The 17375-nt window shown below is 66.4% G+C and carries 13 protein-coding genes and 1 pseudogene; 8 read left to right on the top strand and 6 right to left on the bottom strand.

The window, feature by feature from the left end; genetic code table 11:
• Positions 1-259: pseudogene (locus V2S85_RS18480) on the bottom strand (5-dehydro-4-deoxy-D-glucuronate isomerase); the annotation flags it as partial.
• A gap of 180 nt (positions 260-439) precedes the next feature.
• Positions 440-1459, bottom strand: a complete 1020-nt coding sequence (locus V2S85_RS18475) for a LacI family DNA-binding transcriptional regulator (RefSeq protein ID WP_330704313.1) — start codon at positions 1457-1459, stop codon at positions 440-442.
• Between the two features lie 293 nt (positions 1460-1752).
• Here V2S85_RS18475 and V2S85_RS18470 point away from each other — a divergent pair, with 293 nt between their 5' ends.
• The 3 genes from V2S85_RS18470 to V2S85_RS18460 are packed head-to-tail and all read left to right on the top strand — an operon-like array spanning position 1753 to position 4877.
• On the top strand, positions 1753-2550 hold the full coding sequence (locus V2S85_RS18470) for a 2-keto-4-pentenoate hydratase (RefSeq protein WP_330704312.1): 798 nt from the start codon (positions 1753-1755) through the stop codon (positions 2548-2550).
• A 51-nt stretch (positions 2551-2601) separates the two neighbouring features.
• A complete protein-coding gene (locus V2S85_RS18465) occupies positions 2602-3891 on the top strand; it encodes an MFS transporter (protein WP_330704311.1) in 1290 nt (429 codons plus the stop codon).
• 2 nt (positions 3892-3893) lie between these two features.
• Positions 3894-4877, top strand: a complete 984-nt coding sequence (locus V2S85_RS18460) for an alpha/beta hydrolase (protein ID WP_330704310.1) — start codon at positions 3894-3896, stop codon at positions 4875-4877.
• 227 nt (positions 4878-5104) lie between these two features.
• Here the strand turns inward: V2S85_RS18460 and kdgD are convergent, their stop codons facing one another.
• Positions 5105-6031, bottom strand: a complete 927-nt coding sequence (kdgD, locus tag V2S85_RS18455) for a 5-dehydro-4-deoxyglucarate dehydratase (protein WP_330704309.1) — start codon at positions 6029-6031, stop codon at positions 5105-5107.
• A 161-nt stretch (positions 6032-6192) separates the two neighbouring features.
• On the opposite strand from kdgD, the gene V2S85_RS18450 reads away from it, so the two are divergent.
• A complete protein-coding gene (locus tag V2S85_RS18450; protein WP_330704308.1) occupies positions 6193-7086 on the top strand; it encodes a LysR family transcriptional regulator in 894 nt (297 codons plus the stop codon).
• 135 nt (positions 7087-7221) lie between these two features.
• On the opposite strand, the gene V2S85_RS18445 is transcribed toward V2S85_RS18450, so the two are convergent.
• Together V2S85_RS18445 and V2S85_RS18440 are read right to left on the bottom strand one after the other, a co-directional pair.
• Positions 7222-9063: a hypothetical protein gene (locus V2S85_RS18445; protein ID WP_330704307.1), complete on the bottom strand. Its 1842-nt coding sequence runs from the start codon at positions 9061-9063 to the stop codon at positions 7222-7224.
• Complete coding sequence (locus V2S85_RS18440) at positions 9060-10406, bottom strand: MFS transporter (RefSeq protein WP_330704306.1); 1347 nt, start codon at positions 10404-10406, stop codon at positions 9060-9062. Before V2S85_RS18440 ends, V2S85_RS18445 begins: the two co-directional genes overlap by 4 nt.
• Positions 10407-10852: 446 nt before the next feature.
• Here V2S85_RS18440 and V2S85_RS18435 point away from each other — a divergent pair, with 446 nt between their 5' ends.
• The 4 genes from V2S85_RS18435 (at position 10853) to V2S85_RS18420 (ending at position 16583) form a co-directional block, all read left to right on the top strand.
• Positions 10853-13708: a TonB-dependent receptor gene (locus V2S85_RS18435; protein ID WP_330704305.1), complete on the top strand. Its 2856-nt coding sequence runs from the start codon at positions 10853-10855 to the stop codon at positions 13706-13708.
• A gap of 204 nt (positions 13709-13912) precedes the next feature.
• Positions 13913-15163 carry a family 43 glycosylhydrolase gene (locus V2S85_RS18430; RefSeq protein ID WP_330704304.1) on the top strand — a complete coding sequence of 417 codons (1251 nt, stop codon included), beginning with the start codon at positions 13913-13915 and terminating at the stop codon, positions 15161-15163.
• A gap of 218 nt (positions 15164-15381) precedes the next feature.
• Entirely contained in the window at positions 15382-16197 is an 816-nt protein-coding gene (locus tag V2S85_RS18425) for a LuxR C-terminal-related transcriptional regulator (RefSeq protein WP_330704303.1), read from the top strand.
• 95 nt (positions 16198-16292) lie between these two features.
• Positions 16293-16583, top strand: coding sequence for a helix-turn-helix transcriptional regulator (locus V2S85_RS18420; RefSeq protein WP_330704302.1), 291 nt, complete (start codon positions 16293-16295; stop codon positions 16581-16583).
• Positions 16584-16617: 34 nt separating this feature from the next.
• Here the strand turns inward: V2S85_RS18420 and V2S85_RS18415 are convergent, their stop codons facing one another.
• On the bottom strand, positions 16618-17373 hold the full coding sequence (locus V2S85_RS18415) for a 4'-phosphopantetheinyl transferase family protein (protein ID WP_330704301.1): 756 nt from the start codon (positions 17371-17373) through the stop codon (positions 16618-16620).
• Positions 17374-17375: the final 2 nt, after the last annotated feature.

Below are 17375 nucleotides of genomic sequence, written 5' to 3'. Positions count from 1 at the left end.
CGATGTTGGTGATGCCGGCCTCGCGGCGCTCGAAGAAGGACTTGCCCTCCGCGCTCTTGGGGACGGTCTGCAGCGGCAGGGCAAGCGGCTCAGCGCCCGGAACCGCGCCGCCGATGATGAAGCGCTCATTGTGCGAGTAGTTGAGGTTGACCTCGCCGGCCTTGAACATGCCGGTGACCAGATAACGGTCGCGCAGTTCCTCGTTGGAGACACACTCCATCATGTCAGGATGGGTGGCGTGATACGTCTTGCAGAACACTGTGAACTCTCCCGTTCAGGTCTTGGCGGCATTCGTATCCGCTTTAGGTAACCGGTGTCAACGGGGTTGGCGAGCGTTGTAATCATCCTTCACCACATCCCGTCATTGCGAGCGAGGCGAAGCAATCCAGGGCGGTATAGTGCTGCCCTGGATTGCTTCGCTGCGCTCGCAATGACGATGTCAGGGTGTCGGGTATGGCACCGCCGAAGCCCGCCGGATCAGGTCCGATAGGAAGAACGAAGGCTCCGACGCTGCCGAGGCCGGGCGGATCAGCTTGGCCGCCGCCGTGCTCGCCATCGTGCGGATCGGCCAGCGCACCGTCGTCAGCGGCGGCCAGATGTGCGCGGCGGTGGCGGTATCGTCGAAGCCGATGATCGACAGGTCCTCGGGCACGTTCAGCCCCCGCTCGCGCGCGGCGTGGAGGATGCCCGCCGCCATCTCGTCGTTGCTGGAGAACACGGCGGTGGGCGGCTCGGCGGCCGACAGCAGCTTTTCACCCGCCGCCTTGCCCGATTCGAAGCGATAAGTACCGCGCGCCGCGATCGCCGGGTCGAGCGTCAGGCCCGCCGCCTCGAGGCCGTCGAGGAAACCTTGTTCACGCTCATTGGCGGAGCGGAAGCCCTCCGGCCCGGCGACAAAGCCGATTCGCGTGTGGCCCAGCTCCACGAGCCAGCCGACCGCCTCGCTCACCGCCTGCCGGTCGTTCGAGGCGACGAGATGTTCGTCGTCGTCGAGCCTCGCCGAGCCCATGCGCACGAGCGTGCAGCCGAGATCGCGGCACAATTCGGCGAGATCGTCGCGCTCCGACAGCGGTGGCAGGAGCATCACGCCGTAAAGCCGCTGCTGCTCGATGAACCGGCGGATATCGTCGGCCAGCGTCGGCGAATGGCGGTTCACCGGATGGACGACGAGCGCGAACTCGGTGTCGCGAATGGTGTCGAGAATGCCCTCCTGCACCCCCAGCACCATCTGCGCGTTCGGGTTGTCGTGAATCAGGCCGATCAGGAAATTGCGCCGCAGCGCCAGTGCCCGCGCCTGCGGATTGGGGACATAGCCAAGGTCGGCGATGACCGATTCGACCTTCTCGCGCGTCGCCTGATTGAGCAGCGGCGACTTGTTGATGACGCGGCTCACCGTCTTCTTGGACACGCCGGAAATGCGCGCAACGTCGTTGATCGTGGGTTTCTGGCCTTCTGCCATGCGGCGTCCTTATGGTCTTGCGTCGGCGCGTTGGTCGATGGGCCGAATTTTTCCGGCTTGCCTTCAAGCGGGACGAAAGGCAAGATGACACCGGTTACCATTCCATCGCCTGTGCATTTGCATAGGATGGAAAGATGCCGGAACGCTCGCAGGGCGTACCGGCGGGTGACCAATCCGACAGAGCGGACACTCTGTACAGACGGGTCAGGATGGGCGTTTGGATGACACCGGTGTCGCCGGTAATCCAGCGCCGAACTGGCCGAAGCACGGTATTCTTGGGTGTGGGGATTGTTTTGACAGACACGGCAAAGGCAGTCGCCGAAGCATTCGTGACGGCGCGGCGCGAGAAGCGCGCATTGGATTCCTATCCCGGACAAGCCCCCACCGACCTCGGCGGCGGCTATGCGATCCAGGATTTCGCCCTCGCCTTCGACGGGCGCGAGGTCGCCGGCTGGAAGGTCGGCAAGATCAACCCGCCGCTTGACGGACAACTGGGCGCGAACCGCCTGGCCGGGCCGATCTTCACCGACAGCGTGGTGACGGTGGCAGCGGGCGAATCGCCCGAGATGCCCGTCTTCGCCGACGGTTTCGCGGCGGGCGAGGCGGAGTTCCTGCTTCACGTCGCGGCAGGCTGGGACGGCACGGTGCCGCAGGACGACGCGGCCACCCGCGCGGTCCTCGACGCGGTGCACATCGGCATCGAGGTCGCCAGTTCGCCTTACCCGCGCATCAACGCGGACGGGCCGCCGGTGACCGTCTCCGACTACGGCAACAATTACGGCATGGTCATCGGGCCGGTGCTCGAAGGCTGGGAGACGATCGACTTCAACGCGATCACCGTCCGCCTCGACATCGACGACGAGACGGCGGGCGAGGCCACCACGGCGACGATGCTCGACGGCCCGCTGGGCGCGGTGCGCTTCCTGCTCGGCAACCTTGTCGCGCGCGGGATCGACTGCAGCGGCGGCACCTGGGTCTCGACCGGCGCTGTCACCGGGGTTCACGAAGTCGTGCCCGGGCAACAGGTGCTTGCGACTTTCGAGGGCCAAGGCACCGTGGCCTGCAGCATCGTCGCGGCGCAGCCCGCCTGATAGAACCAAGATAGCGGCACACGCACAAGACGGTCGCAAGGGAGTAGGGAAATGGATGCAGGAACCAGCGGTACGGTAGGCCAGACGGCAAAAGTCGGGCGCTATCGCTGGGTGGTGGTGGCGCTGCTGTTCGCGGCAACGGCCATCAACTACGTCGACCGCCAGATGATCGGCGTGCTGAAACCCACGCTTTCGGCCGAGTTCGGCTGGTCCGAGTCCGACTTCGCAGGGATCGTCTTCTGGTTCCAGGTCGCTTACGCGGTCGGCTACCTGTCGTTCGGCAAGGTGGTCGACGCACTGGGCGCACGGCTGGGCTACACCGTCGCCATCGTCATCTGGACGGTGAGCCACATGGCGCACGGCTTCGCCACCGGCATCACCTCGTTCGCGATGGCGCGCTTCGGGCTCGGCGTCGGCGAATCGGGCAACTTCCCCGCCGGCATCCGCGCCGTGACCGACTGGTTCCCCCAGAAGGAGCGCGCCTTCGCGATCGGCGTGTTCAACGCGGGCGCCAACGTTGGCGCGATCGTCACCCCGCTGCTCGTGCCGCTGCTGGTACTGTGGTTCGACTGGCGCATGGCGTTCTTCGTCACCGGCCTGTTCGGCATCATCTGGCTCGCCGTGTGGTGGGCCGTCTACCGCCACCCGGACGAGCATCCGCGCGTCACCGCGGCCGAACTCGCCTACATCAAGCAGGACCCCGCCGACCCGGTCGAGAAGATCGGCTGGAGCCGCCTGCTGGTGGTCAGGGAGACCTGGGCCTATGCGCTGGGCAAGTTCCTGATCGACCCGATCTGGTGGTTCTTCCTGTTCTGGCTGCCCGGCTACCTGTTCGAGCGCTACGACCTCGACCTCAAGACCTTCGGCCTGCCGCTCGCCGCGATCTACCTGATCTCCGACATCGGCAGCATCGCCGGGGGCTGGATGTCCTCGCAGCTGATCAAGGCGGGCCGCACCCCCAACTTCGCGCGCAAGGCGACGATGCTGCTCTCGGCGTTGTGCGTGCTGCCGATCTGGTTCGTCCAGAGCGTGGACAACGTGTGGGTCGCGGTGCTCGTCATCGGCCTTGCCACGGCGGCGCACCAGGCGTTCTCGGCCAACCTCTACACCCTGCCCTCCGACGTGTTCCCGCGCGGCGCGGTGGGCTCGGTGGTCGGCATCGGCGGCACCGTGGGCGCCTTCGGCGGCATGGGCATGGCGCTGTTCGCGGGCTACATCCTCGACGCCACGCACAGCTACGAGGTGCTCTTCGCGATCTGCGCGAGCGCCTACCTGATCGCGCTGGCGGTGGTCCACGTCCTCAGCCCGCGTCTGGCGCAGGCGCGGGTCAAGGCGGCCTGAGCATGGAGATCGACCGCAGGGCTCTGTTCGCCGGAGCCCTCGCGGCTTCGGTGATCCGCACGATACCGGCGGCGGGGGCAGTGACGCCCCCGTCGCGTCCGTTTCACGAGACCGGAGAAGTCATCGACCTTTGGCCCGGCACCCCGCCGGGAGCGCCCTCCACGCTGCCGGTGGAGACCGCCACCGAGCGCTCCGCCAACCCCGCCCAGCCCGACCGCGTGATCGCGGGCATCGCCCGGCCTCGCATCACGGCCTTCCGCCCGAAGTACCCCAACGGCGCGGCGCTGCTGGTCATCCCCGGCGGCGGCTACCGCGAGGAATCGCTCGACAAGGGCGGCATCCAGGTGGCGCAGTGGCTGACCGAGCATGGCTACACCGCCTTCGTGCTGACTTACCGCCTGCCCGGCGAGGGCTGGAAGGACCGCGCCAACACCCCGCTCGCCGACGCCCAGCGCGCCATGCGCCTGATCCGCGCGAAGGCCGCCGCCTACGGCGTCGTGCCCGAGCGGGTAGCGGTGATGGGATCGTCGGCGGGCGGCCATTTGTGCGCCGACCTCGCCAGCCGCTTCGCGTTTCCAGCTTATGCCCCGGTGGATGCGGCGGACACGCTCTCCGCCCGGCCGTTCTGCGCCGCGCCGCTCTATCCGGTGGTGAGCATGGACCCGGCGATCACGCATGCCGGATCGCGCGAGAAGCTGCTCGGCGCGAACCCGACGCCTGCGCTGGAAGCCGCGCATTCGGTCGATCGCAACGTGACGCCCGAGAGCCCGCCGCACTTCATCGTCCATGCCGAGGACGACGCCACCGTGCCCGTGGAGAACTCGCTGCGCCTACGCGCGGCGCTGAGGAAGGCGGGAGTGAGCGTGGACCTGCACCTTTTCGCCGAGGGCGGCCACGGGTTCAACTTGTGGAACATCGCGGGCAAACCGGTCGCGGTATGGCCCGGCCTCTGGCTCGACTGGGCGAGCCGGTGCAGACTTGGCTGACGTCGTCCCGGACTTGATCCGGGACCGCTGGCCGTGACCAGCCCACCTTTCATCGGGGCGCCCTGCCCGTGAGCAAGCGCCTAAAGACCGCTAGCGGTCCCGGATCAAGTCCGGGACGACGGACACAAAAAAACAGGGATGAACCGGCTCCCGGAGGGGTGGGAGCAAGTTCATCCCTGCGTCACGGCGCGGGCGTTTGGAGCCACCCGCGCCTTGGGTGAGTACCGTCAGGCGGTCTCGCGCAGCGAAGCCTGGGCCTTCTCGACGAGCGCGGCGAGCATCGCCTGCTCTTCTTCCGAGAGGTCGGTCAGCGGCGAGCGGACCGGACCGGCGGGGCGGCCGATCACGTTCATGCCCGCCTTGACGATCGACACCGCATAGCCGGTGCCGCGATTGCGGATCGCGATATAGGGCAGCACGAAATCGGTCAGGCCCGCTAGGATCGCCGCCTTGTCGCGCGCGCGGACCGACTTGTAGAAGGCCAGCGCCCACTCCGGCATGAAGTTGAAGATCGCCGAGGAGTACGTCGTCACGCCCATTTCCAGATAGGCGGGGGCGAACGTCTCGGCCGTGGGCAGGCCGCCGATGTAGGTCAGGCGATCACCCAGCTTCGCGTAGATGCGCATCATCAGCTCGACGTCGCCGACGCCGTCTTTGTAGCCGATGAGGTTGGGGTTGCGCTCGGCAAGACCGGCCAGCGTGTCCTCGGTGACGATCGCGTTGTCGCGGTTGTAGACGATGACGCCCAGCGAGGTCGCCTTGCAGACCGCCTCGATGTGGGCGGCAAGGCCCTCCTGCGTCGAATTGACGAGGTAGGGCGGCAGCAACAGCAACCCGTTGGCGCCGGCCTTCTCGACGTTCTGCGCCATCTCCACCGCGATCGCGGTGCCGTAGCCGCAGCCCGAGAGCACCGGCACCTTGCCCGCCGCTTCCTCGACCGCCGCCTTGACGATCACCGGGACTTCGGCCGGGGTGAGCGAGAAGAACTCGCCGGTGCCGCCCGCCGCGAACAGGCCGGCCACGTCGTAGTCCGACAGCCAGCCGAGATGGTCGCGATAGGCCGCCTCGTCGAACTTCAGGTCGGCGTCGAAGTGCGTGACCGGAAACGAGAGGAGACCCCCGCCGATACGGGCGGCCAAATCCTGAGGCGACATCGCTTAATGCTCCAATTGATCCTGTAGAGCCTTTGCTACCTGCGCGGGGCGGCCGCGCCCATCGCTGGGACTGGATCGATTTATGTCGCAGCGGCATCGATCAGCGCCCATCGATGCATCGCGCGCTTTTCCTCCGGCCTCATGCGCGGTAGGCATCGGGAATGTTCGAACTCACGCACTTGCGCTGCTTCGTTGTGCTCGCCGAGGAACTGCACTTCGGCCGCGCCGCCGAGCGGCTGCACATGACCCAGTCGCCGCTCAGCCGCCAGATCCAGGTGCTCGAACGCATCCTCGGCGTCGAACTGTTCAACCGCACCAGCCGCCGGGTGACGCTGACGCTGGCGGGCGAGACTTTCCTTCACGAAGCGCGGCGCATCGTGCGCCTGTCCGAAAGCGCGGCGCTGGCGGCGCGGCGCGTGTGGAAGGGGGAGACCGGGCGGATCTCGATCGGCTTCACGGCGGTCTCGGGCTATGTCCTGCTGCCGCGCATCGTCAAGCGCGCGGCGGTGGAACTGCCGGGGCTGGAACTGCAGCTGCACGAACTGGTCTCGGGCGATCAGTTCGAGGCGCTGCATACGGGCATGATCGACCTCGCGCTGGTGCGCCCGCCGGTGGACAAGGTGCAGTTCGATTCGGCGCCGCTGCTGCTGGAAAGCCTGCTGGTGGCGCTGCACGAGGATGATCCGCGCGCGGGGCAGGAGCGTTTCGCGCCGGGGGATTTCGACGGGCAGGATCTCGTCATGTACGCCCAGCGCGGGGCCGGGTACTTCAACCTGTTGCTGTCCAGCCTGTTCGAGCGGGCCGGGGCAGCGCCCAGCTACGTGCAGTACGTGACGCAGATCCACTCACTGCTGGGGCTGGTCGGCGCGGGGCTCGCGCCGGGGATCGTGCCCGAGGCGGCGGCGGGGCTGCATCCGCGCGGGGTGGTGTTCCGGCCCTTCGAGAGCGAGCCCGCCGCGCCGGTCGAACTGCATCTGGCGTGGCGGCGGGAGAGCGAGAACCCGGCGCTGCCGGCGTTCCGGGAATTGTGCCTGAAGGCGATGGCGGAAGGCTGAAACCCCCGTTCGTCATTGCGAGCGCAGCGAAGCAATCCAGGGCGGCTCAAGACTGCCCTGGATTGCTTCGCTGCGCTCGCAATGACGAACGGTGTTTACGAACGGTGTTTACGAACGGGGGTTACAGAAGTCGGTTCATCCCATCTGCGGCCACGCCAGCGTCGGCGGCTGGCTGAACCGGCTCATCTCCAGCACCACCCGCGCACCCGCGCCCGGCTCAAGCCTGAGCGCCACGTCGCGGTCGCCCACCGGCATGCGCCTATCGCCGATCCGCACCGCCTCGATGCGATGCTCGCCGTAGCCGCCGCCGCGGATCACCAGCCGCCGCGCCAGCGCGGGGTTGAGGTTCACCAGCGAGAGCGTCGTCGTCCCGGCATCCATCTTCTCCACCAGCGCCGCCACGTCCTCGGGCAGGCCCGGACGCTTGCGGTCGGCGTCGAAGTGCCGCAGCCGCGCGAAGAGCAGCGTGCCGCCCTGGTTGGGCGAGGTCTTCGACCACGGCGGCCGCGCGACGTGGATTGCGCCCATGGTCTGGTGCAGCAGCGCCGTCACCGAGACCGGGTTGCGCTCGATCGGGTTGTCGGCGAGGCGGGTGGCGGCAGTCGTCCTGTCCTCGTGGACGCGGACCATCTGCGTGCGCACGCGCTCCATGTCGTCGAGCAGTGCCTGTTCAGCCCAGACGTCCTGCTTGCCCTCGAGGAACTGCGTCCACGGCGTCGGCTCCATCGCCGCGCGGTCGGCCTCGGCTTGCGACAAGTACCAGATCTCGCCGGTGTTGAACCGATAGGGGCCGGGCTTGAAGCTGTACCACCCCTGCGCGCCGTGCATCGTCGGGGCCGAAAGCACGCCGTCCACCTTGCGCGCCTGTGCGTTAATCGCCGCGTTCTGGTCGCGCCAGACTTGCAGGTAGCGATCGTCGCCGGTCGCCATGTAGGCGTTCATGAAGCCCATGATCGCGCGCGGGATGCGGTTGCGGTCCTCGCGCTTGCCGGTGACGGGGTTGATCGGGCTGAACCCCCAGCCGTAGGTGCCGCCCCACCAGTGACCGCCCGCGCCGCCGCCGACCTTTCCGTCCGGCCCGATATTGCTGGGCAGGATGCCGCCGTTGGCCTTTGCCCGCGCCGCCCAGGCCTCGACATATTCGAGCATCCAGTCGCGGAAGCGCGCCTCGCCGGTCAGCATCCAGGCGTTGAAGCCCAGCGCGGTCGAGTGCAGGTTCAGCGGGTTGTCGCCGACCGTCTCGGTATATTCGCGGTAGTGCTCCAGCGTGTCCTTGTAGCTCGATTCGCCGTGGACCATCTCGAACGGCGCGGTGTCGAAGGGGTCGCCCGCCCAGTCGAGCATCGTCGCCGGGCGCATCAGCGGGCCGATGCTGCCGTTGAACATCGAACGGATGAGCCTCAGCTTCGGATCGTAGTTGCGCGCGATCGGATCGCGGCCGGTGTAGAAATCGGCGAAGCGGCGGGCGCGCTCGATCAGCTTGCGGTCGTCCGGGCTGCACAGGCCGAGCTGGTTGAAGGTGGTCAGGCCCTCGCTGATGTGCTGCCAGTCCATCTGCGGCGGGAATTCGCGCACGTACATGCCGTTCCGGCCCATCAGCACGTCTTTGGTGCGGGCGCGGGAGTATTGCGCGAAGTGGGCTTCCTGCACCTTTTGTGCGAGGTCGAGCAGGCCCGCCTCGCCGCCGATAAGGTAGAGGTAGGGCCAGTCGTTGATCGCCTCGATGGCGTCGTCGGGGCCGTCGTTGGCGCCCCAGCGCAGGAACGCCTCGATCTCGTGCTTCGCGTTGAAGTAGCGGTCGTGGAAGGCGCGGGCGGCGTCGCCCTGCATGGCGATGAGGTGGCGCTGGAGCACCGCCCAGCGCGGCGCGGCCATCGGCGTGTCGATGGCGATCTCGGCCGATCCGGCGCGGGCTATGGCCGGAACCAGCATCAACGCGCCGGTGGCCAGCAGTACGGTACGACGGTCGAGATTCATGCGGCAAGCTCCAGTCGCTCGAGCTTCCGCACGACGACGAAATAGGCAACGATGGTCAAGAGGCAATGCGCGCCGACGAAGACGAGCGCGGTGTCGAACGACCCCGCCTGCGCGACGAGAATGCCCACGACGATGGGCGTGACGATCCCGGCGGCATTGCCGAAGGTGTTGAACACGCCCCCCGCCAGACCCGCCAGCTTTCGCGGCGCCACGTCGGACATCACCGCCCAGCCGAGCGAGGCGACGCCCTTGCCGAAGAACGCGACCGACATCAGCAGCACCACGCCGACCTGGCTCTCCACTTTGGCCGCGACCATGATGAGGCTGGCCAGCAGCATCCCCGCCAGCAGCGGCGCCTTGCGCGCCATCGTGATCGAGCCGGTGCGCGCCAGCAGCATGTCCGACATCACGCCGCCCGCCACGCCGCCGACGAAGCCGCACAGCGCGGGCAGCGCGGCGACGAAGCCGGCCTCCATGATGTTGAAGCCGCGATCCTTGACCAGATAGATCGGAAACCACGTCACGAAGAAATAGGTCAGCACGTTGATGCAGTACTGGCCGAGGTAGACGCCGATCATCATGCGGCTGGTCAGCAGCTGGCGCACGTTGCTCCAGGTGAAGGTCGGCTCGGCGGCCTTGTCCTTGCGGCCTTCCGGTTCGACGAGGCCGCCGCCTTCGCGGATCAGTTCGACTTCGGCGGCGTTGGCCCACTTGTGGCGGGTCGGCTCGCGAATGAAGGCGGCGAAGGCGCACATCGCCATCAGGCCCAGCGCCCCCATCACGAAGAACACCGCGCGCCAGCCGAATTCATGGACCACCCAGCCCATCAGCGGCGCGAAGGCGACCAGCGAGAAATACTGCGCCGAATTGAAGATCGCCGAAGCCGTCCCGCGCTCGCGCGCCGGGAACCATGCGGCGACGATGCGCGCATTGCCGGGGAACGAGGGCGCCTCGCACAAGCCTACGAGGAAGCGCAGCAGGAACAGCTGCGTCACCACCGTCGCGCCGAGGATGAAACCCGCGAAGCCCTGCAGCACGGTAAAGAACGACCATGTCCCGATCGCGGCGATGTAGATCGGCCGCGTCCCGAACCGGTCGAGCAGTGCGCCGCCGGGGATCTGTGCCAGCGAATAGGCCCAGGCGAAGGCGGACAGGATGAACCCGGTCTGCACCGCATCGAGCCCCAGCTCCGCCGAGGCCGCAGCCCCCGCGATCGAGAAGGTCGAACGGTCCGCGTAGTTCAGCGAGGTGATGACGAAGATCAGCGCGATGATGAGAAAACGCACCTTCGTCGGGCGCGTACCCGTCGGGGTGGCCGCTTCTATCGAACCTGACAAATCCATCTCTCCATCGCCCCACATCCGCCGCACTGGTTTGCGGCTTTTTCCGTGCCTTCAGACTTACGCGCGCGGCGTCCACTCCATCCATGCCGCTGTGCAGCTTGATCGATGTGCGCTGTGCATCGGCGCCGTCGCTTCGTCATAGCGAGCGTAGCGAAGCAATCCGGGGCGGGGTGGAATTGCCCTGGATTGCTTCGCTACGCTCGCAATGACGGGACGGTGGTTCGGCATTCGACAATCCCGCTTTCTTCCCCGAACCGATGCACCGACTGCATCGATCAAGCCCCTTTTCGCGCACGAAGCAATGAAGCGCCGGGCGTATCAATCTGCGTGTTGTTCGTAGTCTCTGACACCGGTATCAAGCTCGACCATAAAAGGGAGGCTGGGCCGGTCAAGGCGAGGACGGGAAAGTCCCGCGTCGCCGGTCTACAAATGGGGAGGAAATCAGGGTGCGCAGTTCCGCAATTCTTCGTCGTCGCCTGGTGCGCGGTGCGTCCGCGACCGTTCTGGCCGTCGCCTGCATCTCGCCGGTCTATGCGCAGGACGCGCAGACTTCCGAGATCGATGGCGCGACGCCCGCCGACATCATCGTCACCGGCTTCCGTAACTCGGTGCAGACCGCGCAGGCCGAAAAGCGCCAGTCCACCGCCGCAGTGGACGTGATCAAGGCCGAGGACGTCGCCAAGTTCCCCGACAACAACCTGGCGGAATCGCTCCAGCGCATTCCCGGCGTCGCGATCAGCCGCGAAGGCGGTGAGGGTCGCGCGATCTCGGTGCGCGGCCTTGGCCCCGAATATACCCGCGTGCGCATCAACGGCATGGAAGCCGTGGCGACCACCGGCGGTTCGGACGCAGGCGGCGGCGTCAACCGCGGCCGCGGTTTCGACTTCAACATCTTCGCCTCGGAACTGTTCAACTCGCTGACCGTGCGCAAGACCGCCTCGGCCTCGGTCGAAGAGGGCTCGCTCGGCGCCACGGTGGACCTGCAGGCCGCCCGCCCGCTGGACTTCAAGGACAATTTCGTCGTCGCCGGGTCCGCCCGCGCAGGCTACAACGATCTGTCGAAGGCCTGGGACCCGCGCCTTGCGGGCCTTGTCAGCTGGCAGAACGATTCGGGCACGTTCGGCGTCCTCGCCTCGGCCGCGTACTCCACCCGCACCATCGAGGAGGAAGGCCACTCGACCGTGCGCTGGAGCCCGGCGGGCGTGAACGGCGGCTTCAACGCGGCCTCCACCCTGCCCGGCTACACCGCCGCCCAGATCAACCAGGCCCCCGCCGCCGACGGTTCCAACTGGGGCGACCTGATCTATCACCCGCGCATTCCCCGCTACGACAGCTGGAAGAACGACATCAAGCGCCTGGGCCTCACCGGCGCCGTCCAGTGGAAGCCCTCGGATCGCACCGAAATCGTCGTCGAGGGGCTCTATGCGAAGTCCAAGACGCAGCGCTGGGAAAACTACATCGAGGCGCTCTCGTTCAGCCGCTCGGGCGCTTCGGGCAAGTCGCAGACCATCATCCGCGACGGCGTGGTCGATGACAACAACTCGCTGGTCTACGGCGTGTTCGACGACGTCGACATGCGCATCGAATCGCGCCACGACCGCTTCAGCACCACCTTCTACCAGTACAACACCGTGGTGAAGCAGGAACTGAGCGATACCTTCCGCCTCAACGGCTATGCGGGCTACTCCAAGTCCAAGTTCGACAGCCCCGAGCAGACCACCGTTGTGCTCGACCGCGCCAACTCGGACGGGTTCTCGTGGGACTACCGCGACAACAGCCGCGCGCCGACCATCAACTGGGGCTTCGATCCCAGCGACCCGGCCAGCTGGGCGTTCACCAACGGCACCTCGGACATCCGCATCCGCAAGAACGAGGTCACCAACGACTACCTCTCGACCAAGCTGGGCGCGGAGTGGGACGTGGCCGACGGCTTCAAGCTGTCTTTCGGGGGCGAATATCGCCGCTTCCGCTACGAGACTTTCGAGAGCCGCCGCTTCGTCGCCGAAACCTCCTCTGGCACGCTGACGCCCGCGCAGGTCGCGGCGCTGACCAAGCCGTTGAACGGCAAGACCGGCGATCCGAACTATTCGGGCTACGTGATCCCCGACCTGCAGGGCTTCGTCGATACGCTCAATATCTATTGCAACTGCGTGACCAACATCAACGGCCGCGACGTGGACTTCCGCGTCAACGGACGTGACGTGGCAGGTACGAACCCCAACGCGACGGCGGCCAGTAACACCGGCTCGATCAAGGAAGTCGACAAGGCGGCGTGGTTCCAGATCGATTTCGAGCGCGAAATCGGCGGCATCATGTTCCGCGGCGATGCGGGCGTGCGCTACGTGAAGACCGGCCAGACCTCGTTCGGGTATGGCCTCTCCAGCGGCGTCGCCACCCCGATCACCGTCAAGCGCAGCTACGAGAACTGGCTGCCCTCGATGAACCTCGTGGCCGAGATCACCCCCGACTTCCTGCTGCGCTTCGGCGCCGCGCAGGTGATCACCCGTCCGGGCCTCGGCGCGCTGTCGCCCGGCGGCAACCTGATCCTGCAGCAGGCGAACCAGGTCTTCAACCAGGGCAACCCGTACCTGAACCCGACCGAGGCGTTCAACCTCGACTTCTCGGCCGAGTGGTACTTCGCACCGGGCTCGCTGCTGGGCATCAGCCTGTTCCAGAAGGATATCGGCTCGCTTTCGGGCACGCAGATCTCGACGCTGGTGCCGTTCGACCAGCTGGGCTTCCCGCTCAACCTCGCGACCGACCAGGGCCTGCCCGCAAACGTGCCGGTGACCGTGCGCCGCACGATCAACGGCGACGGCGGCAAGCTCAAGGGCTTCGAGCTGAACTACCAGCACCAGCTGGACTTCCTGCCGGGCTTCCTCAGCAACCTCGGCATCCTGGCGAACTACACTTACGTCAAGGCGGACCTCAAGTACCCCGGCCCCGGCGGCATCGGCACCGTGGTCGGCCCGCTGACCAACTTGTCCAAGCACACCGCCAACGGCACTCTGTTCTACGAGGACAAGCTGCTCTCCCTGCGCGGCTCGGTGTCCTACCGTTCGGGCTACGTCGAAGCGTTCGGCGGCGGCGCGCGCGATCAGAGCACGCAGGAAGGCGTCAACAGCGCGATCAACGTCGATGCCTCGATCGGCGTCAACCTGACCGACAAGATCACCCTCACCATCGAGGGCAACAACCTGACGAACGAGGTCAAGGACATGTACATCGGCGATGCCGACCGCGTCGTCCTCAACCACAGCTTCGGCCGCCAGTTCTACTTCGGCGTCCGCTTCAAGTACTGACGACCTGTCCCGGCCCCCGCATTGCGCGAGGGCCGGGATTTTTTCGTGCGTTCATCATCATCGTCATCCCGGCGCATGCCGGGACCGTGGGCTGTCTTTAGAAGCAGCCTCTCGCCGGGGCGTCCCGACGCAAGCGATCGCCTCAAGACTTGCCCACGGTCCCGGCATGCGCCGGGATGACGCGGAAAAAGAGGGAAGATCAGCATGACCAAGGGCTTCGAACTGAGCCGCCGCGCGGTAGTTGCCGGCAGCCTCGCGCTGCTGGGCACGCGCCCCTCGCTCGGCCTTGCCGCCGAGCCGCTGAAGCGCCCGCCCTTCCCGGTCGAGGACGACAACGGCCGCCCGATCGCGCCTCCCCCACCCGGCTACTACGACGTCGCCACGCGCAGCGGTCCCGGCCTGCCCGTAACTCCCGAAACCGAGCGCGGTGGGTGGGTCACCAGCGAAGCGGCGGTGGACCGCAAGGGCGTGCGCTTCAAAGGCCCCGGCACGCCGCCGAAGAACGCGCTGCCGTGGAACGATTCCGACTCCGGCCGCGTCGTCACGCAGGGCCTGATCCCGACGGTGAAGCCGCTGATCCACGTCCACTTGCGCGACACCATCGTGTGCCTGGGTGGTGACGGTTTCTACTACATGACCGGCTCCACCGGCGACGACATCTGGAAGGCCAACGACGGTGTCGAACTCTGGCGCTCGGCCGACCTCGAACAGTGGGACTACCTCGGCCTCGTCTGGAGCATCGAGAAGGACGGCGGCTGGGAAAAGCAGTGGACCGTGCGCAAGGGCGACTACTTCCGCGCGATCTGGGCGCCGGAGATCCACTACATCAACGGCAACTACTACATCTGCCATTCGATCAGCCGCTCCGGCATCGCGGTGCTGCGCAGCACCACCGGCAAGGCGACCGGCCCTTACGTCCACGCCTTCTCGCCCGACAAGCCGCTGCGCAACGGCATCGACGCCACCCTGTTCGGCGACGACGACGGCGCGGTCTACCTGACCTACGGCGGCGCCTTCGAGATGGTGCGCCTGAAGCCCGACCTCTCCGGCTACGATGGCGAGTGGACCCCGATCACGCTGGAAACGCCCGATCCCGACCCGCTGCACCACAACAAGAAGTGCGTCCACCGCGGCTTCAAGGACATCGGCTTCGAGGGCGCGACGATGTTCAAGCATGACGGCAAATACTACCTCGGCGCCGTCGACCGCTTCCACCCCAACCGCTATTCCTTCGCGCTGGCGACCTCGGACACGCCGTTCGGCCCGTACCGCGACCGCTACGAGAGCGTGCCGTGCGGCGGCGGCGGCAACATCTTCAAGGACAAGGAAGGCCGCTGGTGGTGCACCATCTTCGGCAACGACGACGAAGCGCCGTTCCGCGAAAAGCCGGGCATCGTGCCGGCGCGCATGGACGAGAAGGGCCATCTGGTGCCGGACTTCACGCCGCGCGCCTAAGGCCGCAGTGCCCCCTTCGAAATAAAGGCCCAGACCAGGCACCGGCCTGGCAATGAAACCGCCAGTGCCTGTCAAGTCCCGAAAGGATACGTTGCAGCATCCTCCCCTTTTTCCGGCATTGTCAAAATTTTAATCATGCTACATGGTGTTTGTACGCAAGGGGCGGAGAAGCGGCGGGAGGCCTGCGGATCGAAATGCCGGCAGCGATTTCTATTGCGATGAGGAACTCCATCGTTCGCGAAGGTCTTCGCCGCATATTCACGGACGCGGCCTTCGCAGTCCTGGAATCGGTTTCGGATCTCGGCGAGATCGAGCCTGTCCCGCAAGCCGGGGAAGAACCGCATATCCTCGTCCTCGAACGCGAATTGCTGCACGGAGACCATGCCGAGGCGATCGCGGAAATGCAGCAGGCGCACCCCGGCCTGCGCATCGTCATCCTGACCGCGACCTTCGATTTCGACGAGATGGTGGCGCTCTATGCCGCCGGCGCCTACGCCTACTTCCCCGACCAGGTGCCTTATCTCTCGCTGGTCGCGATCCTGCAGATGGTTTCCGCCGGCCAGAAGGTGGCCCCGCCGGAAGTGATCGACTTCCTCGTCGCCATGCCCGCCGCCTCGCGCCGGTCGGCCAGCGTCCCGGCGCTGGAGACCTACAATTTCCGCGAGCGCGAACTGCGCGTGCTGGAGCATCTGGCGATCGGCCAGCCCAACAAGGCGATCTCCCGCCACATGGGCATCAACGAGGCGGCGGTGAAGGCCGCCGTGAAGGCGATACTGCGCAAGTTAAGCGTGGACAATCGCACGCAGGCCGCCGTCATGGCGCGCGAACTGGTCAGCCTGCATTCCGGCAGGGATTTCGAGGGCGATTCGAGCAGTCCCCCGCAGGACAAACCCCGACCTAACGGAAGTTTTCATGATGATGACGTAAATATAAATTCTGAAAACATCAGAAATACTTTGTCACAGAACTTCGTTCAGAAGGCCATTTCCTACATTTGTTATATCCCCTTCCTGCCGATCGCCTGCCTCTCCTGATTTTTCGGAATCCCATTATAGCCCATCCGCCCCTCCTAAAGGGTTCACCTTTTAGGTATATTCCCCAAAATATACCGTGACTCTTCCTAAGAGCGATGCGACATTGGGTTTATGGGGTTAACTTACTCCATTTAAGTCTGAGGGGGTTCATAATGTATCGGATAGAGGGAATAGAGAACGTTCAACTAACGTCTCGCGAACTGGACGTGCTGCAGTATGTAGCGATGGGCCGCTCGGCAAAGGAAACCGCGATCGAATTGAAAATCGCACCCTGCACCGTCGAACGTCACGTCGAAAACGTCAGGCTCAAGACCCGTACCCGGAACCGTGCGCACATGATCGCCTACGTCATCCGCCAGGGCCTGCTCCAGACGAGCGCCAACTGAACCTTCGCAGGCGCATGCACAGAATGTCGCAGGCCTAGTTCACGCCTGGCCCCCTACGGGCCCAAGACATCAGCAAGCCACCCTTCGGGTCGCTCACCACACTCTCGACGATTTCGCCTTCGATCAGGACATTGCGCAAGCCGCAGCCAAGACCGCACTCGAACGAGGATGGCGGGATCGACAGGCCCTTTCCCAACGCCTTGGAGCAGGCCTCCTTCCTGACCCAAACCGTCAGGAACGCGCGATCCAGCGCCGCTGCCGCTCCGGCCCCCGCATGCGCCGCCAGCCCGGCGATCTCCCGATCGGTATAGTGGGCGAAGGCCAGCTGCGCCGCATCCGCGACCGGCCGCACCCGTTCCAGGTCGATGCCGATCTGCCGCCCCGTCCCCACCGCGACGAGCGCGAAATCGCCGCTGTAGCTGATGTTGCACTGCACCTCCGGCGCGCCGCGCAGGAAGGGCTTGCCGTGGGCATTCGCGCCATAGTCCTGCCGCCCGGCGTCGATCCCGAAGCGCGCCTGCACCAGCAGCCGCAGCGCGGCGTGGGCGGCGCGGTAGCGATGGGCGAGGCGCTCCGGCCCGAACCGCTCCGCCCGCGCCCGCTCGGCCGGGCCGAGGCAAGCCGCCAGCGCGCGCCGGTCCCCCTCCTGCCCCGCCCGCACCAGCCACAGCGCGAAAGGCGCCTCCAGCCGCTCCGCCGCGATGCCATGGGCCTGCAGGAGCGCGCCGGTCGCGCCGTCTTGTGCCAGCCCGTCCTGTCCCGGCCCGTCCCGCGCCGCATCTGGCGCCATGT

Origin of the sequence: Novosphingobium resinovorum (genome assembly GCF_036352595.1) — a bacterium.
Classification (GTDB): Bacteria; Pseudomonadota; Alphaproteobacteria; order Sphingomonadales; family Sphingomonadaceae; genus Novosphingobium; species Novosphingobium resinovorum_B.
The sequence above is the reverse complement of the archived record's forward strand: the minus strand, read 5'-3'. Positions and strand labels throughout refer to the sequence as shown.